This is a genomic window from Aeromonas sp. s1(2024), assembly GCF_040908005.1.
Taxonomy (GTDB): domain Bacteria; phylum Pseudomonadota; class Gammaproteobacteria; order Enterobacterales; family Aeromonadaceae; genus Aeromonas; species Aeromonas caviae.
The window spans coordinates 44227-65126 of record NZ_JBFOCW010000035.1 but is presented as its reverse complement, the minus strand read 5'-3'; the positions used below and the strand labels follow the sequence as shown (position 1 = coordinate 65126).

Annotated in this window: 20 protein-coding genes and 1 pseudogene; 9 read left to right on the top strand and 12 right to left on the bottom strand. The window is 57.3% G+C overall.

All coding sequences use genetic code 11. The features are described 5' to 3' along the window. Positions 1-267, top strand: a 267-nt coding sequence (locus AB5Y70_RS08790; RefSeq protein WP_368175988.1) for an integrase core domain-containing protein, incomplete at its 5' end; no start/stop codon positions are given. A gap of 142 nt (positions 268-409) precedes the next feature. After that, positions 410-817 carry a hypothetical protein gene (locus AB5Y70_RS08785; protein WP_125117235.1) on the top strand — a complete coding sequence of 136 codons (408 nt, stop codon included), beginning with the start codon at positions 410-412 and terminating at the stop codon, positions 815-817. 161 nt (positions 818-978) lie between these two features. Here the strand turns inward: AB5Y70_RS08785 and AB5Y70_RS08780 are convergent, their stop codons facing one another. Beyond that, complete coding sequence (locus tag AB5Y70_RS08780) at positions 979-1734, bottom strand: NYN domain-containing protein (RefSeq protein WP_010674502.1); 756 nt, start codon at positions 1732-1734, stop codon at positions 979-981. A 617-nt stretch (positions 1735-2351) separates the two neighbouring features. Between AB5Y70_RS08780 and AB5Y70_RS08775 the strand changes: the two genes are divergently transcribed. Beyond that, positions 2352-2807 carry a YcgN family cysteine cluster protein gene (locus tag AB5Y70_RS08775; RefSeq protein WP_010674503.1) on the top strand — a complete coding sequence of 152 codons (456 nt, stop codon included), beginning with the start codon at positions 2352-2354 and terminating at the stop codon, positions 2805-2807. 633 nt (positions 2808-3440) lie between these two features. Here AB5Y70_RS08775 and pflB read toward each other — a convergent pair. From pflB to ycaO, 3 genes are all read right to left on the bottom strand, one after another. Then, the gene (pflB, locus tag AB5Y70_RS08770) at positions 3441-5723 is read right to left on the bottom strand and encodes a formate C-acetyltransferase (RefSeq protein ID WP_010674504.1); all 2283 of its coding nucleotides are present in this window, start codon (positions 5721-5723) and stop codon (positions 3441-3443) included. A 41-nt stretch (positions 5724-5764) separates the two neighbouring features. After that, a complete protein-coding gene (gene focA / locus AB5Y70_RS08765; protein ID WP_010674505.1) occupies positions 5765-6613 on the bottom strand; it encodes a formate transporter FocA in 849 nt (282 codons plus the stop codon). A 381-nt stretch (positions 6614-6994) separates the two neighbouring features. Beyond that, positions 6995-8755 (bottom strand): 30S ribosomal protein S12 methylthiotransferase accessory factor YcaO, encoded by a 1761-nt coding sequence (gene ycaO / locus AB5Y70_RS08760; protein WP_010674506.1) that lies wholly within the window; start codon positions 8753-8755, stop codon positions 6995-6997. Between the two features lie 335 nt (positions 8756-9090). On the opposite strand from ycaO, the pseudogene AB5Y70_RS08755 reads away from it, so the two are divergent. Together AB5Y70_RS08755 and AB5Y70_RS08750 are read left to right on the top strand one after the other, a co-directional pair. After that, positions 9091-9450: pseudogene (locus AB5Y70_RS08755) on the top strand (phenylalanine--tRNA ligase beta subunit-related protein); the annotation flags it as partial. 37 nt (positions 9451-9487) lie between these two features. After that, positions 9488-9775, top strand: coding sequence for a hypothetical protein (locus AB5Y70_RS08750; protein ID WP_223918103.1), 288 nt, complete (start codon positions 9488-9490; stop codon positions 9773-9775). Between the two features lie 216 nt (positions 9776-9991). Here AB5Y70_RS08750 and sugE read toward each other — a convergent pair whose 3' ends face one another. Then, a complete protein-coding gene (gene sugE / locus AB5Y70_RS08745) occupies positions 9992-10306 on the bottom strand; it encodes a quaternary ammonium compound efflux SMR transporter SugE (RefSeq protein ID WP_010674508.1) in 315 nt (104 codons plus the stop codon). Positions 10307-10645: 339 nt separating this feature from the next. Here sugE and asd point away from each other — a divergent pair, with 339 nt between their 5' ends. Beyond that, on the top strand, positions 10646-11758 hold the full coding sequence (gene asd, locus AB5Y70_RS08740) for an aspartate-semialdehyde dehydrogenase (RefSeq protein WP_010674509.1): 1113 nt from the start codon (positions 10646-10648) through the stop codon (positions 11756-11758). 116 nt (positions 11759-11874) lie between these two features. Here asd and cspD read toward each other — a convergent pair whose 3' ends face one another. Continuing rightward, on the bottom strand, positions 11875-12093 hold the full coding sequence (cspD, locus tag AB5Y70_RS08735) for a cold shock-like protein CspD (RefSeq protein WP_010674510.1): 219 nt from the start codon (positions 12091-12093) through the stop codon (positions 11875-11877). A gap of 228 nt (positions 12094-12321) precedes the next feature. Between cspD and clpS the strand changes: the two genes are divergently transcribed. Together clpS and clpA are read left to right on the top strand one after the other, a co-directional pair. Continuing rightward, the gene (clpS, locus tag AB5Y70_RS08730) at positions 12322-12639 is read left to right on the top strand and encodes an ATP-dependent Clp protease adapter ClpS (protein WP_005325410.1); all 318 of its coding nucleotides are present in this window, start codon (positions 12322-12324) and stop codon (positions 12637-12639) included. A gap of 60 nt (positions 12640-12699) precedes the next feature. Then, positions 12700-14952 (top strand): ATP-dependent Clp protease ATP-binding subunit ClpA, encoded by a 2253-nt coding sequence (gene clpA, locus AB5Y70_RS08725; protein WP_010674511.1) that lies wholly within the window; start codon positions 12700-12702, stop codon positions 14950-14952. Positions 14953-15021: 69 nt separating this feature from the next. Here clpA and infA read toward each other — a convergent pair whose 3' ends face one another. The 3 genes from infA to aat form a co-directional block, all read right to left on the bottom strand. Further along, entirely contained in the window at positions 15022-15240 is a 219-nt protein-coding gene (gene infA / locus AB5Y70_RS08720) for a translation initiation factor IF-1 (RefSeq protein ID WP_005300033.1), read from the bottom strand. A gap of 68 nt (positions 15241-15308) precedes the next feature. Beyond that, positions 15309-16025 (bottom strand): arginyltransferase, encoded by a 717-nt coding sequence (locus AB5Y70_RS08715; protein WP_010674512.1) that lies wholly within the window; start codon positions 16023-16025, stop codon positions 15309-15311. Continuing rightward, entirely contained in the window at positions 16022-16729 is a 708-nt protein-coding gene (gene aat, locus AB5Y70_RS08710) for a leucyl/phenylalanyl-tRNA--protein transferase (RefSeq protein ID WP_029314435.1), read from the bottom strand. Before aat ends, AB5Y70_RS08715 begins: the two co-directional genes overlap by 4 nt. 17 nt (positions 16730-16746) lie before the next feature. Between aat and AB5Y70_RS08705 the strand changes: the two genes are divergently transcribed. Continuing rightward, positions 16747-17217, top strand: coding sequence for a glycine zipper 2TM domain-containing protein (locus tag AB5Y70_RS08705; RefSeq protein WP_010674514.1), 471 nt, complete (start codon positions 16747-16749; stop codon positions 17215-17217). 83 nt (positions 17218-17300) lie between these two features. On the opposite strand, the gene AB5Y70_RS08700 is transcribed toward AB5Y70_RS08705, so the two are convergent. The 3 genes from AB5Y70_RS08700 to ald all read right to left on the bottom strand — a co-directional run bounded on the left by AB5Y70_RS08700 (position 17301) and on the right by ald (position 20850). After that, on the bottom strand, positions 17301-18542 hold the full coding sequence (locus AB5Y70_RS08700) for a diguanylate cyclase (protein ID WP_029314438.1): 1242 nt from the start codon (positions 18540-18542) through the stop codon (positions 17301-17303). A 58-nt stretch (positions 18543-18600) separates the two neighbouring features. Beyond that, positions 18601-19551 carry a thioredoxin-disulfide reductase gene (gene trxB / locus AB5Y70_RS08695; protein WP_010674516.1) on the bottom strand — a complete coding sequence of 317 codons (951 nt, stop codon included), beginning with the start codon at positions 19549-19551 and terminating at the stop codon, positions 18601-18603. Positions 19552-19734: 183 nt separating this feature from the next. Beyond that, on the bottom strand, positions 19735-20850 hold the full coding sequence (gene ald, locus AB5Y70_RS08690) for an alanine dehydrogenase (protein ID WP_010674517.1): 1116 nt from the start codon (positions 20848-20850) through the stop codon (positions 19735-19737). Positions 20851-20900 lie beyond the last annotated feature (50 nt).

The following is a 20900-nucleotide window of genomic DNA, read 5'->3' as shown; positions in this document are numbered from 1 at the left end:
CGGACCACCAAGGTACGCAGGCCGCAGAGCAACGGCTTTATCGAGCGGCTACATCGCACCCTGCTGGATGAACACTTCCGTATCAAGGGGAGGACGATCTGGTATGAATCAGTGGAGCAGATGCAGACAGACCTGGACAGCTATCTGGATCACTACAACACCCAGCGGCCACATCAGGGCAGGATGATGGAGGGTCAAACCCCCTACAGCATGTTCAAAAAGGGTCTGAAATTGATACCGAAGGAAGTGCGCACTAAAGTAGCGTAAACAAGACACCGGTTTGAGGCCGGTGTCAGGTGATAACTAGATCTGTACAGCTTCGCAAGTTCAGCAGATGAGGATATAACAATCATATCGTCGTTCTTGGTGCTTGGGTGAAACAATGAGGTGGTTTTTTCTGCTGTTTATCATGTTGCTTGTTGTTACCGGCAATGCAGTCATTTTTGATAGTTCATCCTCTACCAGAGTGATTGATTGGATTGCATTTAACCTGTTCCCGTTATCTCTGGTTTTATTCTGGTTTGGCATTTATTTTTCTGATGGCGATAAGCGGGCCCAGCTCTTTGTCATTGGTCATGCGTTGCTGGTCTTTTCTGCCGGCGCCGGTTTTGTGCTTATCGGTACCAATATTGTTTTGGCTGATTCATGTGAAATAATGACATTTAGTGGGAAAGCGAGTGGTCTCCTGTGGATATTTTCAAACTATATGCTGTCGATTGGTTATTGTCGGGAGCTGGGGGTTGGTATCGCTGTGTTCGGAGCTATTATATCTTATCCTAGCGTTAGATTGTTTTTAGGGTTGGTTCAATCACGTTAAAGCTTTTAATGACAAATAATGTATCTTTTAGCGAGGTGATGGTTTATTTTATCACTTCAGATAACTCCCTAACGAAGATGCCAACTTATTGGCTGCATTTATTAGGGAGTATATTTTGCGTGTCAGAGCTCGTTTCGTTCTTCGACCATAGAGACTTATGATTAGTTTTTACTTGCTGCGGATTGTAAGGGCGTCGTGGACTTATTCAGTTGTTTTGCTTTTCTTTTGTCTCTAACCCAAATAACTGAACCATTTGTCTTTTTCATCTCGAAGAGATCGATGGACTGGAATAGATCGCTCAGTTTTCTAAATCCGTAGTTTCGTTGATCAAATGAAGCATGGTTTGAAATGTGGTTGCCAATCTCGCCAAGCATGGCCCAGCCATCATCTTCGCCAATAGCATCTATTGCTTGCCTGAGTAAATTGATGAGTTTTGTGTCCCCCTTTATATTTTTACTTTGTTTTTGAATGGGTTGTTCCAGAGCCGGTTCTGCATCAAGATATAGAAATCGAGAGCAACTATTGACGAATGGTAATGGTGCTTTTCGCTCTCCAAATCCGATGACGAATTTTCCATCAGCAAGTGTTCTAGTAACTAAAGGTGTAAAATCACAATCTGATGACACAAGGCATATTATGTCAATGTGTTTTGTGTATATGACGTCCATGACATCAATGACTAATGCCATGTCTGTAGCATTCTTACCCTTTGTTAAATCAAATTGTTGTACTGGTTGTATAGCATAATCGTGTAGTACATCTTCCCATGGTTTAATATTCGGGTTTTTCCAGTTACCATATGCTTTTCTAATGTTTACAACGCCGTATCGAGCTAATTCTGAAAGAACAATATCTATCTTACCTGCCGGTGCATTATCAGCATCAATAAATACGGCTATTTTTTCTTTATCTTTCATGAAAGCCTCCGTGCATAAATTTATTTTATGAGCAGTGATTCCATTATACTACTTAGCCGTAGGTTCGAATAATGAAGCGTATTCGGACGTTCGGGAAATGTATTATGCCACAAGCGTCTCCAGCCACCAGTGACAAACAGCCCAAGATTGTTACGCTGCTGCAACTAAGTTGGCTAATGCTGTTGCGCTGGTGAATCAATCCTGCCGCTGTTTGGGGCAACCCGCTGGCCACGCTGGTGGCCAATGCCCCCCCGATTTGAGGCAAAGTGCCAAGCCGAACTCAGGTTAGCTCCCGCTTATTGACCCTTGCACAACGTTCCTCGCTATCAGGGCTGGCTATCACTCGCGTCATAAAAATGCGGACCCAATAGTCTGCATGTTGCAGGCAAAGGCGCCGGGCTTACGGCATTTCGCTTTGCTCGCAGTGCATGGCAGGCTTAGCCTTGATTGGGTAAATCGGTCTTGCTGTAAAAGACGATGTGAGTAACGTGGGGATCGTTGATCTGTTCCAGAATACCGACCTAGAGTTCATAGGCGAAACCGCCACCAACCTTGAAAAATCGGGCCATAGGGCGTATAACCACGCGCTTGTCAGTGTATTGAGTGAGCTAACTTTTATGCAGCAGAGTGAACCCGTGCAGACCGCCCCCTTTTGGCAGGCGAAGAGCCTGCAGCAGATGACCATGACGGAGTGGGAGTCTCTGTGCGACGGCTGCGGCAAGTGCTGTCTGAACAAGCTGATCGACGAGGACACCGAGGAGCTGGTGTTCACCAACGTGGCCTGCAACCTGCTCAATACCAAGACCTGCCAGTGCTCCGACTACGGCAACCGCTTTAAAAAAGAGCCGGACTGCCTGCAGATCACCCACGACAAGATTGCCGAGTTCAACTGGCTGCCCTCCACCTGCGCCTATCGCCTGCTGGCGGAGGGGCAGGGCCTGCCAGAGTGGCATCCGCTTATCACCGGCAGCCGCAGCGCCATGCACCAGGCTGGCCAGTCGGTGCGCGGCAAGGTAGTGCACGAGGCGCAGGCTGGTGACTGGGCCGACCATATCATTACCTGGGCGAGCTAAGCCTTAATCCGCCGTTTATTGCTTACTACAGGGGCAGGGGAGTGAGACTTCGCTGCCCCTGTTGTTTTTGGGATATAAGGGATGCGTTTTTGTGATAAAGGTAGTGTAAAGTTCTGCTGTGAGATGAACGTAGTGAGGGGGATGAGAAGCCGTCTCTAACGCCGTCTGTATTCGTTCAATCGCTTTTAGACACAAGGGCAGCAGAGTCCACACTCCGCTGCCCTTGTTGCTTTCTGGCGTCTTCTGGCGATGTAGTGTTGTTCTCCTCAGCCTGGCCCTCTCCCAAGGGGAGAGGGAAGGGGGCGGGGGATGTTTTACAGCGTCCGCGACGATAACGTTTCTCTGTTCTGCTGTTCTGCTGTTCTGCTGTTCTGCTGTTCTGCTGTTCTGCTGTTCTGCTGTTCTGAGTGCCTGAGTGCCTGAGTGCCGGTGGGCACATCCGTGCATCAAGCGCAGGAGAGGAGTGGAGAGGGGCATCATAGAGAGGGGCGTTAGGAGGCTAACGTCTGGCCGAGCCTGCGGCTCAGAGCCCACGAGCCAGCCGGCCTGGGAGGTGGGAAGCGGCTTGCACACTGCCAAACAGCCATAAAAAAACCGGCGCCTTGGCGCCGGTTTTTGTTCTCCGAGACTCTATTACAGAGAAGCGGTGAAGGTACGGGTGATGACGTCTTGCTGTTGCTCCTTGGTCAAGGAGTTGAAGCGAACGGCATAACCGGATACGCGGATGGTCAACTGCGGATATTTCTCCGGGTTTTCCATGGCGTCCAGCAGCATTTCACGGTTCATCACGTTGACGTTCAGGTGCTGACCACCTTCCAGGTTGGCTTCGTGGTGGAAGTAACCATCCATCAGGCCGGCCAAGTTGGCTTTCTGGGCTTCCATGTCTTTGCCCAGCGCGTTCGGCACGATGGAGAAGGTATAGGAGATACCATCTTTGGCGTAGGCGAACGGCAGCTTGGCAACGGAAGTCAGGGAAGCAACGGCACCCTTCTGATCACGACCGTGCATCGGGTTGGCACCCGGGCCGAACGGCGCACCGGCGCGACGACCATCCGGGGTATTACCGGTCTTCTTGCCGTACACCACGTTGGAGGTGATGGTCAGCACGGACTGGGTAGCCACGGCACCACGGTAGGTGTTCAGCTTCTGAATCTTCTTCATGAAGCGCTCGACCAGGTCGCAGGCGATGTCATCGACGCGAGCGTCGTTGTTGCCGAACTGCGGGTACTCGCCTTCGATTTCGAAGTCGATGGAGACGCCATCGGCATCACGTACCGGCTTGACCTTGGCGTACTTGATGGCAGACAGGGAGTCAGCGGCTACGGACAGACCGGCGATACCACAGGCCATGGTGCGATAGACGTCACGGTCGTGCAGCGCCATCAGGGAGGCTTCGTAGCTGTACTTGTCGTGCATGTAGTGGATGATGTTCAGCGCAGCAACGTATTGCTTGGCCAGCCAGTCCATGAAGTGATCCAGTCTGTCCATCACGTCGTTGTAGTCGAGGTACTCGGAGGTGACCATTTCGGTCTTCGGACCGACCTGGATCTTGAGCTTCTCGTCCATACCGCCGTTGATTGCATACAGCATGGTCTTGGCCAGGTTGGCACGGGCACCGAAGAACTGCATCTGTTTGCCGACGATCATCGGGGACACACAGCAAGCGATGGCGTAGTCATCGTTGTTGAAGTCCGGACGCATCAGGTCGTCGTTTTCGTACTGAACGGAAGAGGTCTCGATGGATACCTTGGCGCAGTACTTCTTGAAACCGACCGGCAGCTTCTCAGACCACAGGATGGTCAGGTTCGGCTCAGGGGACGGGCCCATGGTGTACAGGGTGTTCAGCATACGGAAGCTGTTCTTGGTGACCAGGGTACGGCCATCAACGCCCATACCGGCCAGGGTCTCGGTGGCCCACATCGGGTCGCCGGAGAACAGTGAATCGTATTCCGGGGTACGCAGGAAGCGAACCATACGCAGCTTCATGACCATGTGGTCCATCAGCTCCTGGGCTTCTTGCTCGGTGATCAGGCCTTTTTGCAGGTCACGCTCGATGTATATGTCCAGGAAGCTGGAGGTACGACCGAAGGACATGGCCGCGCCGTTCTGGGACTTGACCGCCGCGAGGTAGGCGAAGTAGGTCCACTGTACGGCTTCTTTGGCGGTCTTGGCCGGTACGGAGATGTCGCAGCCATATTTGGCAGCCATCACCTTCATCTGGGCCAGGGCACGGTGCTGCTCGGAGATCTCTTCGCGCAGACGGATGGTGGCTTCCAGGTTGACACCGTTTTCCAGGTCAGCCTGCAGGGACTTGAACTGGGCCAGTTTGTCGGCCATCAGGAAGTCGATACCGTACAGGGCAACACGACGGTAGTCACCGATGATACGGCCACGGCCGTAGGCATCCGGCAGACCGGTGATGACGCCGGACTTGCGGCAGTTCAGGATGTCTTTGGTGTAGACGTCGAACACGCCCTGGTTGTGAGTCTTGCGGTACTCGGTGAAGATCTTCTCGACCATGGGGTCAAGCTGGCGACCGTACACTTCGCAAGAGGTCTTGACCATCTTGATACCGCCGTTGGCGATGATGGCGCGCTTGAGCGGTTTGTCGGTCTGCAGACCAACGATTTGCTCCAGGCTCTGGTCGATATAGCCGGCATCGTGAGCGGTAATGGTGGAGGGCAGGTCGGTATCAAAATCGACCGGCGCGTGAGTGCGGTTCTCGATCTTGATGCCTTCCATGACCTTGTCCCACAGCTTGGTGGTAGCTTCGGTCGCGCCAGCCAGGAAGGACTCGTCACCTTCATACGGGGTGTAGTTCTTCTGGATGAAGTCACGGGTGTTGACAGAGGTCTGCCATTCACCGGCTGCGAAGCCTTCCCATGCTTTTTGGAACTGTTCGTTAAGTTCTGCCATTTTCATTACCTCTCAAGGTATTTATGTGTCTGCCGCCATCCTTAATGATGGCGACGGAAGATAAACCAGTAAGTCAGCCCAACCATGACGCCACCACCAATGATATTACCGATGGTGACGGGAATGAGGTTGTGCAGGACGAAGTTGGACACGGTCAGGTCGGCAAAGGTCGCCGGATCCTGGCCGATGGCCTGCCAGAATTCCGGGCTCGCGACGCTGTGGATGGCGATACCGACCGGGATCATAAACATGTTTGCAATGCTGTGCTCAAAACCGGAGGCCACGAACATGGCGACGGGGAGCAGCATCACCATCACCTTGTCGGTGGCGCTGCGGGCGCCGAAGGCCATCCACACGGCGAGACACACCATGAGGTTGCAGAGGATGCCAAGGGCCACGGCCTCGAAGAAGGTGTGATGGATCTTGTGCTGGGCCACTTTCATGGCGTTCAGCCCCCACTGACCATCCGCTGCCGTGTATTCCGCCGACATGATGATGAGGCCGACGATGATGAGACCGCCGATGAGGTTGCCGAAGTAGACCAGTCCCCAGTTCTTGAGCAGCTGGGCCCAGCTGATGCGATTGGCCGCCTTGGCTACCAGGGTGAGGGTAGTGGAGGTGAACAGTTCGGCGCCGAGCAGGACGCAGAGGATGAGACCGAGGGAGAAGCAGATGCCGCCCACCAGCTTGGACATGCCCCAGGCCATGCCGCTTGAGCCCGTGGTGACGGTGATATAGAAGACGAAGGCGATGGCGATGAAGGCGCCAGCAGTGATGGCCAGGGGAATGACCTTGTATGCGGGCTTGGTGGCCTTGGCATAGGTAATGTCTTCGGCCAGGGCGGCGATGGCTTCGGGCTTCAGACAATCAAAGGGAGATTCTGCTTTCAATTCTCAGTACCTGCATATTTTGCCTGTGGAAATCATAACAAAGGGGCTGATCCCCAAAATTGACTCCGATCAAGAATTACAGATTGTGAATGTAATTTTACTACAGGATTTTTCGCCATCCGGAAGCGTTTCTTTACACCAGGTTTCAGGTGAAACAGAAATGAGTCTGTTATTAATTTTATGATTTTTAAGAACTTATAAAGGGCGCCCTGAAAAACGTACCGGCAAGGCACCTGTGCAGCCGCACTGCACCATGAGTGCCAAATTAACAACCCCCTAAGAGGTATTTTTTGTCTTTTATTTCATCTTTGTGGCACGGCCAGCCAAAGCGTAGACCATAAAACAGAAGGGGCCATAAGGCCCCTTCGTCACGCTAGCATATCAGTTCCAGGTATGGATTCGTTTGGCTTTTTGCAATTTCTCGTAAGCGGCCAGCAGTTTCTGGTGCAGCGGGAACTGGGAGAGGGAGAGATCGGCGGCTTCCAGACCGTGGAAGCGCGCCTCGCCGCGGGCGTTGGCCCACGCCTGTGCCAGGGTCTCTTCCCCGAACATGCGGGCGAACACCGGGCGGTACTGCTCGGGGTCGCGTTCCTCGTCGAGGAAAAGCTCGACGCAGGCGCGCAGGGCGCGGTAGTAAGCAGCGCGATCCGCCGGGAACACCGACTGGTTGAACTCCATGGTCCAGTCGATGAGGTCGAGGGCGCTCTCCAGGTCGCCAGCGGCCAGCGCCAGCATGGCTTTGAGCTCACCGACGCGCAGGGTGTGCAGGGCAGTGCCCTTGGCGGCGGCGATGCCGAGCAGCTCGCGCACCCGGGTCCGCTCGTCGTGCCCCTCTTCATCCAGCTGGTCGAACAGGGCCATGTACTGCTCTGCGTCCCACTCGAGCGCCGGCAGCGCCAGGATGGTCTCCCGCAGGTGGGCCCCCATGGTGTTGTTGGCCAGCAGCAGATCTTCCACCGGATAGATGTCGGACATGCCGGGCACCAGGATACGGCAGGCGTAGACACCCAGATGCTCGTAGTCGGCGATGTAGACCGGCTGCTCCAGCTCGTGGAAGATGCCGATCAGGTGGTCGAACTCCTCTTGCGAGGTGCCACGGAAGTCCCAGTCGGCAAACTCGAAGTCGGACTCTTCCTTGAACAGATCCCAGCTGATGAGGCCGGAGGAGTCGATGAAGTGGGTCTCCAGGTTGTGGTGATCCGCCACCTGCTCGTTGTCGAACGACGGCGGCACGAAGACGTCCAGATCCTTGAGGCTGCGCCCTTGCAGCAGTTCGGTGACGGTACGCTCGAAGGCGACCTCGAAGCGCGGGTGGGCGCCGAAGGAGGCAAAGCAGGTGCCATTGCTCGGGTTGAGCAGCACCACGCAGATGACCGGATAACGGCCGCCGAGGGAGGCATCGAAGCTGTAGATGGGGAAGCCTTCGGCCTCCAGTGCATCGATGGACGCCTTGATGCCCGGGTAACGGGCGATGACCTCGCCCGGGATCTGGGGCAGGCTGATGGCCTCGGCGATGATCTTGTTCTTCACGTGGCGCTCGAACACCTCCGACAACCCCTGGGTGCGGGCCTCGGTGCGGGTGTTGCCGGCACTCATGCCGTTGGAAACATACAGGTTGCCGACGATGTTCATCGGGATATAGACGGTCTGGTGGTCGGACTGGCGCTCGAAGGGCAGGGCGACGATGCCGCGCTCCTCGTTGCCGGATTGCAGGTCCACCAGCATGTCGGCGGTCACTTCACCGTCCGGGTTGTAGAACTTGCGGGTGAAGGAGTCGAGCAGACCGGCGGGCAGCTGATCCCCCTCGATGGGGAACCACTTCTCGTTCGGGTAGTGGACGAAGTCGCCATTGGCGACCTGCTCGCCCAGGTAGAAGTCGGCGAAGAAGTAGTTGGTGGAGAGACGCTCGAAATACTCGCCAAGGGCGGAGGCGAGCGCCGCCTTCTTGCTGGCACCCTTGCCGTTGGTGAAGCAGAGAGCGCACTCCTTGTCCCGGATGTGCACGGACCAGACGTTGGGCACGGGGTTGAGCCAGGAGGCCTCTTCGATATCAAACCCCAGGGCTTGCAGCTTGGTCTGGAAGCGTTCGATGGAATCTTCCAGCGCTGCGTCCTTGCCGGGAATAAAAGTGTGGTCGGTCATCACAATGTCCTGATTTTATGGGCTCATGTTTGGACGCAGATAATAGCATGAGTGACGGGGAAAGCGGCCAGGGCAATGGTGTGGGCTTGCCCAGGTCTGCATTGGATGGGCGGGGTGTGGTAGTGGGGCCGGACGGTGCGCTGCGGGGCGGCGATTTTTCATGGGAAAGAGGGTTGGGTCATCAGTTTTACTTAACATAATTAAGATAAAGTAAATTTTATTATGACCCTGTGCCCTTCATCATGGCGTCAACCGTTGGCGGGGGAAGGAAAAGAGGGGAACGCCCGTGCCCGTTCCGCCACCCCGTCTTGATGAGCCTTGACCAGGAGTGCTGAATGTTCCCGATGATCCCCCGTATCGACCCCGAGATAGCCAGGTTGGCGCCGGGTTTTTGTGCCCTCAGCATCGTGGTGGAAGCCGCCCCCGTGATTGACACTCTGGTGGGGGAGCGGGCCCTGGCCCGGGCATGTGCGGCCCTTGGCACCGACGAGGCCCCCTGGGCCCTTGAACATCTGGCCGCCTGGGATCAGGTGTTCAAGGGGTTTGGCGCCAAGCCTGCCCGCACGCCCTGCTCGGCCCAGGCACTGCGCAAGCGGGTGCTGCGCGATGGCGTCTTGCCCGCCATCGATCCTGTGGTGGATCTCTACAACGCCATCAGCATCGAGTATGCCATTCCCGTGGGCGGGGAGGATCTGGCGGCCTATGTGGGAGCGCCGCGCCTGGTGATTGCCGATGGCAGCGAATGCTTTGACACCCCTCAAAGAAGGGCTGCCAATCCAGGAGGCACCGGCTCCCGGAGAGGTGGTGTGGCGGGACGATCTCGGCGTCACCTGTCGCCGCTGGAACTGGCGCCAGGGGATCCGCACTCGCCTGAGCCTCTCTTCCCCCCGGATGTGGTTCATTCTGGAGTGTCTGCCGCCGATGCCGCGCACGGCCTTGTGGGAGGCCGGCGACAGGCTGATTGCCGGTCTCACGCAGATGATGCCTGGGGCCCGCATCGAGCAGACGCTGGTGGAGTGATTGAAGGAGCAGACGAAAAGATAAAAGGAGGCGCCCCATGCTCGCCCGGGCGGTCATGGGGCGGATCTTGCTCGCCATGTCACGTCTGTGCCACCCGCCTTTACCCACCGCCTGCGAACACATCAGCAAGCAGAGGAACACAGCAACACGCCGGGCTGACATCGCCCCCTGGAGTTTGCCACGTCGGGGCCGGTGTACCCGGCCCTTTCAGCGCGCCTAACCGATGAATTTCAGACCCAGAATGCCGACGATGATGAGCAGCAGGCAGAGCACCCGGGCCAGGGTGGCCGGTTCGTTGAACAGCCAGATCCCCATCAGCACGGTGCCGACCGCGCCGATACCGGTCCAGACCGCGTAGGCGGTGCCAAGGGGCAATTGCTTGACCGCCATGGCGAGCAGCAGCACGCTCACGGCCATGGCACTCAGGGTCAGCAGGGTGGGGAGGGGACGGCTGAAACCGTCGGTGTACTTGAGGCCAATGGCCCAGGCGACCTCGAACAGGCCGGCCAACAGCAGGAGCAACCACGACATAAGGCAGATTCCGCAGGAAGCAGGGTCGTCCCTGCGTATCAGGAGGCCTCGGGGCCGTCCCCGAGGGGCAGCGGGGCTGCCGGTCGGTCTCAATGATGCCCCAACTGGAGGCAGGATGCCAACCGGCTGCCCGCAGGTCGGCCAGGCCGACGGATATTGCAGCGAATGGCACAGAATATTGCGCAATTCGACTTGCGCCCGCCGTCACAATCCGTAATGTGGACAGACGCATTTTTTGCAACTCATATATTGTGAATCCCTTGTAAACGGCTGGCGCCAAGGCAGGGGTCACGGGTACCACACACGATTTCTATAAGCAGCTATCCAGGGTAGGACATTATGAAAAAAGTAGGTTTGGTCGGTTGGCGTGGCATGGTGGGTTCGGTCTTGATGAGCCGGATGCAGGAAGAGAAGGATTTTGCCCGCATTCAACCCACCTTCTTCACCACCTCCCAGGCCGGTGAGGCCGCCCCCAATTTTGGTGTCGATGCCGGCACCTTGCAGGACGCCTTCGATCTCGAGGCGCTGGCCGCGCAGGACGTCATCATCACCGCCCAGGGCGGCGACTACACCAAGGATGTTTATCCGCGTCTGAAAGCCGCCGGCTGGCAGGGCTACTGGATTGACGCCGCCTCCTTCCTGCGCATGGAGAAGGACGCTGTCATCATCCTGGATCCGGTCAACGGCGACGTCATCGAACACGCCCTGAACAACGGCATCAAGACCTTCGTTGGCGGCAACTGCACCGTCAGCCTGATGCTGCTGGCCCTGGGTGGCCTGTTCAAGGCCGATCTGGTGGAGTGGGTGAGCGTGGCCACCTATCAGGCGGCCTCCGGTGGTGGTGCCCGCCACATGCGCGAGCTGGTCACCCAGATGGGCATGCTGCGGGATGAAGTGGCGGTGGAGCTGGCGGATCCCGCCTCCGCCATCCTCGACATCGAGCGCAAGATCACCGAGAAGACCCGCTCCGGCACCCTGCCGGTGGACAATTTCGGCGTACCGCTGGCCGGTGGCCTCATTCCCTGGATCGACACCAAGCTCGACAACGGCCAGAGCCGTGAAGAGTGGAAGGGCCAGGCCGAGACCAACAAGATCCTGGGTATCGAAAACGCCGCCATTCCGGTGGATGGTCTGTGCGTGCGGATCGGGGCCCTGCGCTGCCACAGCCAGGCCTTCACCATCAAGCTGAAAAAAGATGTGCCCTTGGCCGAGATCGAAGCCCTGCTGGCCGCCCACAACGACTGGGTCAAGGTGATCCCGAATGATCGCGACATCACCGCCCGCGAGCTGACCCCGGCTGCCGTCACCGGCACCCTCAGCATCCCGGTGGGTCGTCTGCGCAAGCTCAATATGGGTCCGGAGTACCTGGCCGCCTTTACCGTGGGTGACCAGCTGCTGTGGGGCGCCGCCGAGCCGCTGCGTCGCATGCTGAACATCCTGCTGGCCCGCTGAGGTAGCTGCAGCAGGGAACAGGGAAGGCCTGGCCTTTCTTGTTCCCCTCTTCGTGCCTGTCCATAAAAAAGCGGCATCCCTTGGGATGCCGCTTTTTAATTTATCCAGTTTGACTCTTAGATGTTCTGTGCTTCGTTTGGCACGATGACAGAGGCATGATTTCCTTTCGGCCCCTGCTGCAGTTCAAAGTTGACTGCCTGACCTGCTTTCAAGGTCTTGTAACCTTCCATTTGAATCGTGGAGTAGTGAGCGAAGATGTCTTCACCACCGCCTTCCGGACAGATAAACCCAAATCCTTTTGCGTTGTTGAACCACTTGACTGTTCCGGTTGCCATACATCTACATCCTTTTATTGATTACCCTGAAGTCGTTGAGTAACCTGCGCCAGCCTTATATAACTAGGGCATGACCCCGTAGCAGACGGGCGCCGATTAGCAAGTAACCAATCTAGTCCAACTTTTAAGCGAGTCAAGAAGTTGTTAACAACCGATGTGATCTGGTTAACAAGTCTATTGACAATCTTGAGCGACACGGTAGTAATCTAGAGGTACCAAAGCGCAACTATGAGCAAGCAGAAAGAACTCTTTGCTAATGAAGAGATTGCAGAGGCAGAGAAAACGAAGCTGCAACCGCCACCCATGTACAAGGTCGTCCTGAACAACGACGACTACACACCGATGGAGTTCGTGGTGGAGGTGCTGCAAAGGTTCTTTGGTATGGATCTGGAGAAGGCCACTCAGGTGATGCTGAGCGTGCATTATAGTGGTAAGGGGGTCTGCGGCACATTTACCGCCGAGATTGCCGAGACCAAAGTGGTCCAGGTCAACACCTATTCACGTAACAACGAACATCCACTGCTATGTACCATGGAAAAGGCTTGAATCTGATGACTTGATGGCGATAACGACACCGCATTGTTGCTGTACTGAGGGGAGGTGCCTATGTTGAACAAAGATCTAGAAAAGACGCTGAACGAGGCTTTCAAGCTGGCCCGTGACGAGCGCCACGAATTCATGACCGTCGAGCACCTGTTGTTGGCCCTGCTGGATAACAGCTCAGCCCATGAGGCGCTGAGTTCATGTGGTGCGGATGTGGAACAGATGCGCAAAGAGATCCGCGCCTTCATCAATCAAACGACCCCGCTCATCCCCCGTGACGACGAAGACAGGGAAACCCAGCCGACGCTGGGCTTCCAGCGCGTGCTGCAACGTGCCGTCTTCCATGTCCAGTCGTCCGGCAATACCGAGGTGAGCGGTGCCAATGTCCTGGTCGCCATCTTCAGCGAACAAGAGTCCCAGGCCGCCTACTTCCTGAAAAAAGCCGAAATAAGCCGCCTGGATGTGGTGAACTTCCTGTCCCACGGGGTGCGCAAGGACAACAAGCCCGAGAGTGGTGGCAACAATGCGGAATCTGATGACGAGGTATCCTCTGCCCAGATAGAAAGCTTTGCCACCAACCTCAACCAGCTGGTGCTGGAGGGGCGCATCGATCCGCTCATCGGCCGTGATCAGGAGCTCAATCGCACCATTCAGGTATTGTGCCGCCGTCGCAAGAACAACCCCTTGCTGGTCGGGGAAGCCGGGGTGGGCAAGACCGCCATCGCCGAAGGGCTTGCCTACCGTATCGTCAAGGGGGATGTGCCCGAGGTGATTGCGGGTAGCACCATCTACTCCCTGGACATGGGCTCCCTGCTGGCGGGCACCAAGTATCGTGGTGACTTCGAGAAGCGCCTCAAGGTGCTGCTCAAGCAGATCGAACGTCAGGAAGGGGCCATCCTCTTCATCGACGAAATCCACACCATCATTGGCGCTGGTGCGGCTTCCGGTGGCCAGCTGGATGCGGCCAACCTCATCAAACCGCTGCTCTCCAATGGTTTGCTGCGCTGCGTGGGCTCCACCACCTACCAGGAATATGCCCAGATCTTCGAGAAGGACAGGGCTCTGGCTCGTCGCTTCCAGAAGATCGACATCGTCGAACCCACAGTAGACGACACCACTCGCATTCTGATGGGACTCAAGAGCCGTTATGAGTCTCACCATGGCGTGCGTTATACCGTCAAGGCGATCCGGGCGGCGGTGGAGCTTTCCGCCAAGTACATCAATGATCGCCATCTGCCTGACAAGGCCATCGACGTCATCGACGAAGCGGGTGCAGGGCAACGCCTCTTGCCCGTCAGCAAGCGCAAGAAGGTGATCAATGTGCCGGAAATCGAGGCCATTGTTGCCAAGATTGCTCGTATTCCCGAGAAATCTGTCTCCTCCTCCGACAAGGAGGTGCTGAAGAATCTGGAGCGCAATCTCAAGATGGTGGTGTTCGGGCAGGACAAGGCCATCGAGGTGCTGACCGATGCCATTCGGTTGTCACGTTCAGGGCTTGGCAACGAACGCCGACCTGTGGGCTGCTTCCTGTTTGCCGGCCCGACCGGGGTGGGCAAGACCGAAGTGACCCAGCAACTGGGCAAGGCGCTCGGGGTCGAGGTATTGCGATTTGATATGTCGGAATACATGGAACGCCATACCGTGTCCCGGTTGATCGGGGCTCCTCCCGGTTACGTGGGATTCGAACAGGGAGGGCTGTTGACCGACTCCGTCCTCAAGCATCCGCACTCCGTCGTGCTGCTTGACGAGATCGAGAAGGCGCACCCGGATGTCTTCAACTTGCTGCTGCAGGTGATGGACAACGGTACCCTGACGGACAACAACGGGCGCAAGGCAGATTTTCGCAATGTGATCCTGGTGATGACCACCAACGCAGGGGTTCAGGAGACCCAGCGCAAGTCCATCGGCTTCCAGCAGCAGGACATGAGCCATGATGCCATGGCGGTGATCAACAAGACGTTCAGTCCGGAGTTCCGCAACCGGCTCGATCACACCATCTGGTTCAACCATCTCGACATGGGAGTGATCCATCAGGTGGTCGACAAGTTCATCGTCGAGCTGCAGGTTCAGCTGGATGCCAAGGGCGTTTCACTGGAGGTGTCTGAAGAGGCGCGCCACTGGTTGGCAGAGAAAGGGTATGACAGGGCAATGGGAGCAAGACCCATGGGCCGGGTCATTCAGGAGCACCTCAAGAAGCCCCTGGCCAACGAGATCCTGTTCGGTTCCCTGGTCGATGGCGGCATTGTGAAGGTCGAGCTGGTGAACAACAGCCTCAGCTTTGATTTTCAGGTCAACGTTGAAGCTGTCTCTCACTGACTGTGAGCAAGGCCGGAAATGACAAAAAACCCCAACCGAGAGGCTGGGGTTTTTTGCTGAATTCCTGGCTTAGCGAGAGCGGAAAACAATACGTCCCTTGGAGAGATCGTACGGAGTCAGAGCCACCGTTACTTTGTCCCCAGTCAGGATACGGATGTAGTTTTTGCGCATCTTGCCGGAAATATGAGCGATAACCACGTGACCATTTTCCAGTTCCACACGGAACATGGTATTGGGCAAGGTTTCGAGAATGGTACCCTGCATCTCAATACTGTCTTCTTTAGCCATTGAATCCTCTTGATAAGCCACAACAAAAAACCGCTGGATCATGCCGGATTTAAGGCTATGTGTAAAGTTTACTCGGGCTTGGTGTCGATTTTTTTCCATTCGCCCTGTACCAGCAGCTCATGGGGCAGGTATTGGCGCTTGTAATTCATCTTGCGGCACTCCTCCACCAGATACCCCAGATAGAGCCACTGACGACCGGTACGTCTGGCCAGTTCCAACTGGCTCAGGATGGCGAAGGTGCCGAGCGACCGATCGGCATAGTCGGGGTCGAAGAAGGTGTACATGGCGCTCAGAGAGTGGGGAAGCAGGTCCGTGGTGGCCACGCCGATGAGGCGTCCCTCCTTGCGCATCTCCAGATAGAGGGGGGGCATCCAGTCGCAGTGCAGGAATCCCTTGTATTGGGTCCGGCTCGGTGGATACATGCTGCCATCCCGATGACGTTCACGGATATAGCGTTCATAGAGCTGGTAATACTCGGGCTTGTCGTCATAGCTCAGTACGAGTTCGAGATCTCGGTTCAACTGGCGGATGCGTTTCTGCCCACGGCTCGGGGTGAAGCGTTCACTGTGTATGCGCAAGGATTGGCAGGCGCTGCAGGCGGGGCAGTGAGGACGATAGATGTCGTTGCCACTGCGCCGGAATCCTGCCGTCAGCAGCCGTTCGTACCCGGCGGCGTTGAGCAATTCATGGTCCATCAGGACCAGCAACTGCTCCTGCTCGTGACCGAGGTAGCTGCACGGGTGCCTGGGGGTCAGCCCGACCTTGAGGATCACTTCTTCACTCATAGGCTGATTCTCCTCGGTTGCCAGCATCCCTCTTGCAACGGTTGCCGGGTCAGGGTGGCCAGGGTGGTCAGAAAGCGCTGCCTTGGCCACTCCTGAACGCCCAGTGTGGCCAGAAAGTCGTTTTGCATCTGGCAGTCGATGAGGGCACCGCCGTGCCCTGCAAAGTGGCGACAGAGGGCCACCATGGCCAGTTTGGCGCCATTGTCGATGCGGCTGAACATGGATTCACCACAAAAGAGTCGGCCCAGGGAGAGGCCATAGAGACCTGCCTGCAACTGATCATCCTGCCAGATCTCGATGGAGTGGGCATGACCGAGGCGATGAAGGCGCCGATAGGCGTCGATCATGGGGGCACTTATCCAGGTGCCGCTGGCGGTGCGACGGGGGGCGGCGCAGGCTGCAATGACGTCATCAAAGGCGCGATTGATGTAAATCTCGAAGGGGGTGCGGCGCAAACACTTCTGCAGGCTGCGGCCGATGTGGAGTTCCTCGGGCACGATGACTCCCCTGGGATCCGGTGACCACCACAGCAGTGGCTGATGGGGTTCATTCCACGGAAAGATCCCGCTGTGGTAAGCTGCCAGCAATCGAGTGGGGGAGAGATCTCCCCCAATCGCGAGCAGCCCGTTGGGCTCTTCCAGCGCATGGCTGGGGGAGGGAAACCAGCACAGCTCATCATCCAGTTCGGTAAGATAGCGAGACATAAGGCAGAGGTTCATAGATGAAGGCCATTATCCTGATAGTATCCAGCTTGCTTGGCTTTGTCACGGCACCGGCCTGGAGTGCGGTGTATGAACGCAACACGGCGCGTCCGGTGGAGCAGGTGGTCTTCGGCCAGGTGGATGCGGTGCGCAACATCACCCAGCGCCAGATGGTGGAATCAGAGCATTCCGGCTGGAAAACTCTGGGAGGGGCCGTGCTTGGCGGGCTGCTCGGCAACCAGTTTGGCGGTGGGCACGGGCGGGAGATTGCCACTGCGGTCGGGGCACTGGCGGGAGCGGCGGCGGTGCAGCAGTTTCAGTCAGGGGGCAGCGTGGTGGAGAACAAGCTGGTGGAGCTGCTGATCCGCAACGAGCAGAATGGGCTCATCAACGTGATCCAGGATTACGATCCGGCCATGGTCTTTGCGCAGGGCGACAAGGTACGCATCCTCTATTTCAACGATGGAGTGCGGGTCGACAAGACCTATTGAACGGTGAAGAAGGGATTGACCCGGCGGCCGCCACACAAGGGGCGCCGGGCGGTACTACACGGAGTGTCTCTGCTGATGCTTGCTCAGACGTCCTGACAGACTATCTTGTCTCGCCCGGTATTCTTTGCCTGATACAACTGGCGATCTGCCTCGCTCAGCGCCTCGTCCATGGAGAGCCGCCCGACATTGATGACGCCGAAACTGGCGCGTACAAAGAGCGATATCTCCCGGGACAGCGGTTGCTGGCGCATTTGCAGACGAAGCCCTTCCAGCCGCTTGAGCAGCACGGGAACGGGGCAGTGTGGCACCATCAGGGCAAATTCTTCACCACCGAATCGGGCTATCATGGCATCCGGGAAGAACTGGGTGAGCAGCCTGGCCAGATGACAGAGCAGCTGATCGCCGATGGCGTGCCCCCAGTGATCATTGACCTGCTTGAAGTGATCCACATCGAGCACGCACAGGGAGAGCTGCGCCTGATGGCGCTGATGCTCCTCGAACCACTTTTGACCCTCGTTGAACCAGTAGCGTCTGTTGTAAAGTCCGGTCAGGTAGTCTCGGTTGGCCGATTCCTGGATGTTGTTGAACTGCTCAAGGGCCTCCAGGTTGTGGCTGACCCGGCACTGCAGCTCCTCGGGTTCAAAGGGCTGATTGAGAAAATCATTCGCCCCTTGCTTGAGGTAGCGTGCCGAGAGGCCGTGTTTGTCCGATACCGAGATGCCGATGATGGCGAGCTGCTGCTTGCTGTAGCGCTCGCGCAGCATTCGCACCAGGCTGATGCCGTCGATCTCCGGCATATAGTAGTCCACCAGCATCAGGCGAATGGCGGGGTGCTGCTCGAGCTGCGCCAGCGCATCGCGGGCAGAATTGGCCTCGTGCACCTGCAACAACTGCTTGCGCAACTGGGCCGCGGTACGGTGACGGGAGGTGCGTGAATCGTCGACCACCAAGACTTCGATGGCCTGGTTGAGGTAGAGGCGGTGCACCAGACCGACAGCATATTGCAGGGAGTGACGTGAATCCTTCATCACGTAGTCCAGCACCCCGGCCTCCAGCCAGGCTTCCCGCTTCTCTTCGCTGATGTCGGCCGTCAGGATCACCACCGGCAGCCCACGCTCCCTCAGCACGTTGACAGCCTCTCCGCCGGGGGCGTCCGGCAGGGTGAGATCCACCAGGGCGACCACATAATCTTCCCCATGGCAATCGCGAGCCCCTTCAAGGGTATCGAACGCGTCGATTTCCAGCCCGGTCTGCTGCGCAATGGCCTGGGTCAGCATGCGGCGTACCGTCAGGCTGTCTTCCACTATCATTATTTTTCGTTTCATCCTGCTCCTTGCAATAAAAAAGGGCATGCCAACTGGCATGCCCTTTATATCCTTCCGATTATTGTGCGTCCAGATATCGCTCAGCATCGAGGGCGGCCATGCAGCCGGTCCCTGCGGAGGTGATCGCCTGGCGGTAGACGTGGTCGGCCACGTCGCCGGCGGCGAACACGCCCGGGATGCTGGTCTGGGTTGCGAACCCTTCCAGTCCGCCACGCACTTTCAGATAGCCGTTTTCCATCGCCAGCTGCCCTTCGAAGATCTGGGTGTTGGGCTGGTGACCGATGGCGATGAAGACCCCCATCAGCGGCAGCTCGGAGGTGGTGTCATCCCGGGTGCTGCGCAGGCGCACGCCGGTGACGCCCATGTCGTCACCCAGTACTTCGTCCAGGGTCTGATGGGTGTGCAGGACGATATTGCCGCTCTCGACCTTGTCGTTGAGGCGCTTGATCAGGATCTTCTCGGCGCGGAACTCGTCGCGGCGATGGATGAGGTGCACCTTTTTGGCGATGTTGGCCAGATAGAGTGCCTCTTCCACGGCGGTGTTGCCGCCGCCGACCACTGCCACTTCCTGATTGCGGTAGAAGAAGCCGTCACAGGTGGCGCAGGCGGAGACGCCGCGGCCCTTGAAAGCCTCTTCGGAGGGCAGACCCAGATATTTGGCGGAGGCACCGGTGGCGAGGATCAGCGCATCGCAGGTGTATTCACCGTTGTCCCCCTTGAGGCGGAAGGGACGCTCGGTCAGCGTCACTTCATTGATATGATCAAAGAGGATGCGGGTATCGAACTTCTCTGCATGCTCTTTCATGCGCTCCATCAGGGCCGGGCCGGTCAGCCCTTCCGCGTCCCCTGGCCAGTTTTCCACTTCGGTGGTGGTGGTCAGCTGACCACCTTGCTGCATGCCGGTGATGAGCAGGGGATTGAGGTTGGCGCGAGCGGCATAGACGGCCGCAGTGTAACCTGCCGGACCGGATCCCAGGATCAGCAGTTTGCTGTGAGTGACTTGGCTCATGATGTGATTTCCGAGACGTGATGAGTTTGCGCGATTGTAGGTAATTCGTGATCCGTGGTCAAAGGCCAGCGCATCGATTGGGGCAATCGCCAGCAAGAGGGGTGAGCCGGGGATGGCAGGCATAAAAAAACCGCCCATCGCGGGCGGATTTTCACTCATCTACCTCCCTTTGCAGGGACGCGATCAGTTCAGCAGGGTCAGGGGATCCGTGTAAGCCAGGTTGTGGGCCACGGCAACCTCCTTGCAGGTGATTTTGCCCGCCATCACGTTCAGGCCGTGCAACAGGTGGGGATCGGCGAGCAGAGCGTTGCGATAGCCCTGTTCGGCCAGCTTGATGATGAAGGGGAGGGTGGCGTTGTTCAGGGCCACGGTGGAGGTCCGCGCCACGGCACCCGGCATGTTGGCCACGCAGTAGTGCACCACCTCGTCGACGATGAAGGTGGGATCTTCATGGGTGGTGGCATGGGAGGTCTCGACACAGCCGCCCTGGTCGATGGCCACGTCCACGATGGCTGCACCGGGTTTCATGCGAGCAATGTGGTCACGGCTGACAAGTTTTGGCGCAGTGGCGCCAGGTACCAGCACGCCGCCGATGACCAGGTCCGCCGCCAGCAGATGGCGCTCCAGGGTCTCGCGGTTGGAGTAGACCACCTTGGCAGCCCCTTGGAACTCGCTGTCGAGACGGCGCAGGGTATCGACGTTGTTGTCGAGGATGGTGACGTCGGCACGCAGGCCGACGGCCATGCGGGCTGCGTTGGAGCCCACCACACCACCACCGATGATCACCACCTTGGCCGGTTCCACACCGGGCACACCGCCGAGCAGCACGCCGCTGCCGCCACGGGATTTCTCCAGTGCCTGGGCTCCGGCCTGAATAGACATGCGTCCGGCCACTTCCGACATGGGGGCCAGCAGGGGCAGACCGCCACGACCGTCTGTGACGGTTTCATAGGCGATGCAGACGGCACCACTGTCGATGAGATCCTGGGTCTGGGCCAGGTCCGGCGCCAGATGCAGATAGGTAAAGAGGGTCTGGCCGGGACGCAGCATGGCCCGTTCCACTGCCTGGGGTTCCTTGACCTTGACGATCATCTCCGCCTTGGCGAAAACTTCGGCAGCGGAGGCTAGGATCTCGGCTCCGGCAGCCAGATAATCTGCGTCACTGAACCCAATGCCATTTCCTGCGCCGCTTTGGACGAAAACAGTATGGTTTCGTGCTGTCAGTTCACGTACACTGGCCGGAACCATGCCTACGCGATATTCATGGTTTTTTATTTCCTTAGGTACACCGATAATCATGCTATCCCTCGTCTATCGATTGGTGGTTTATGTTGCCTAGATGTTAAGCG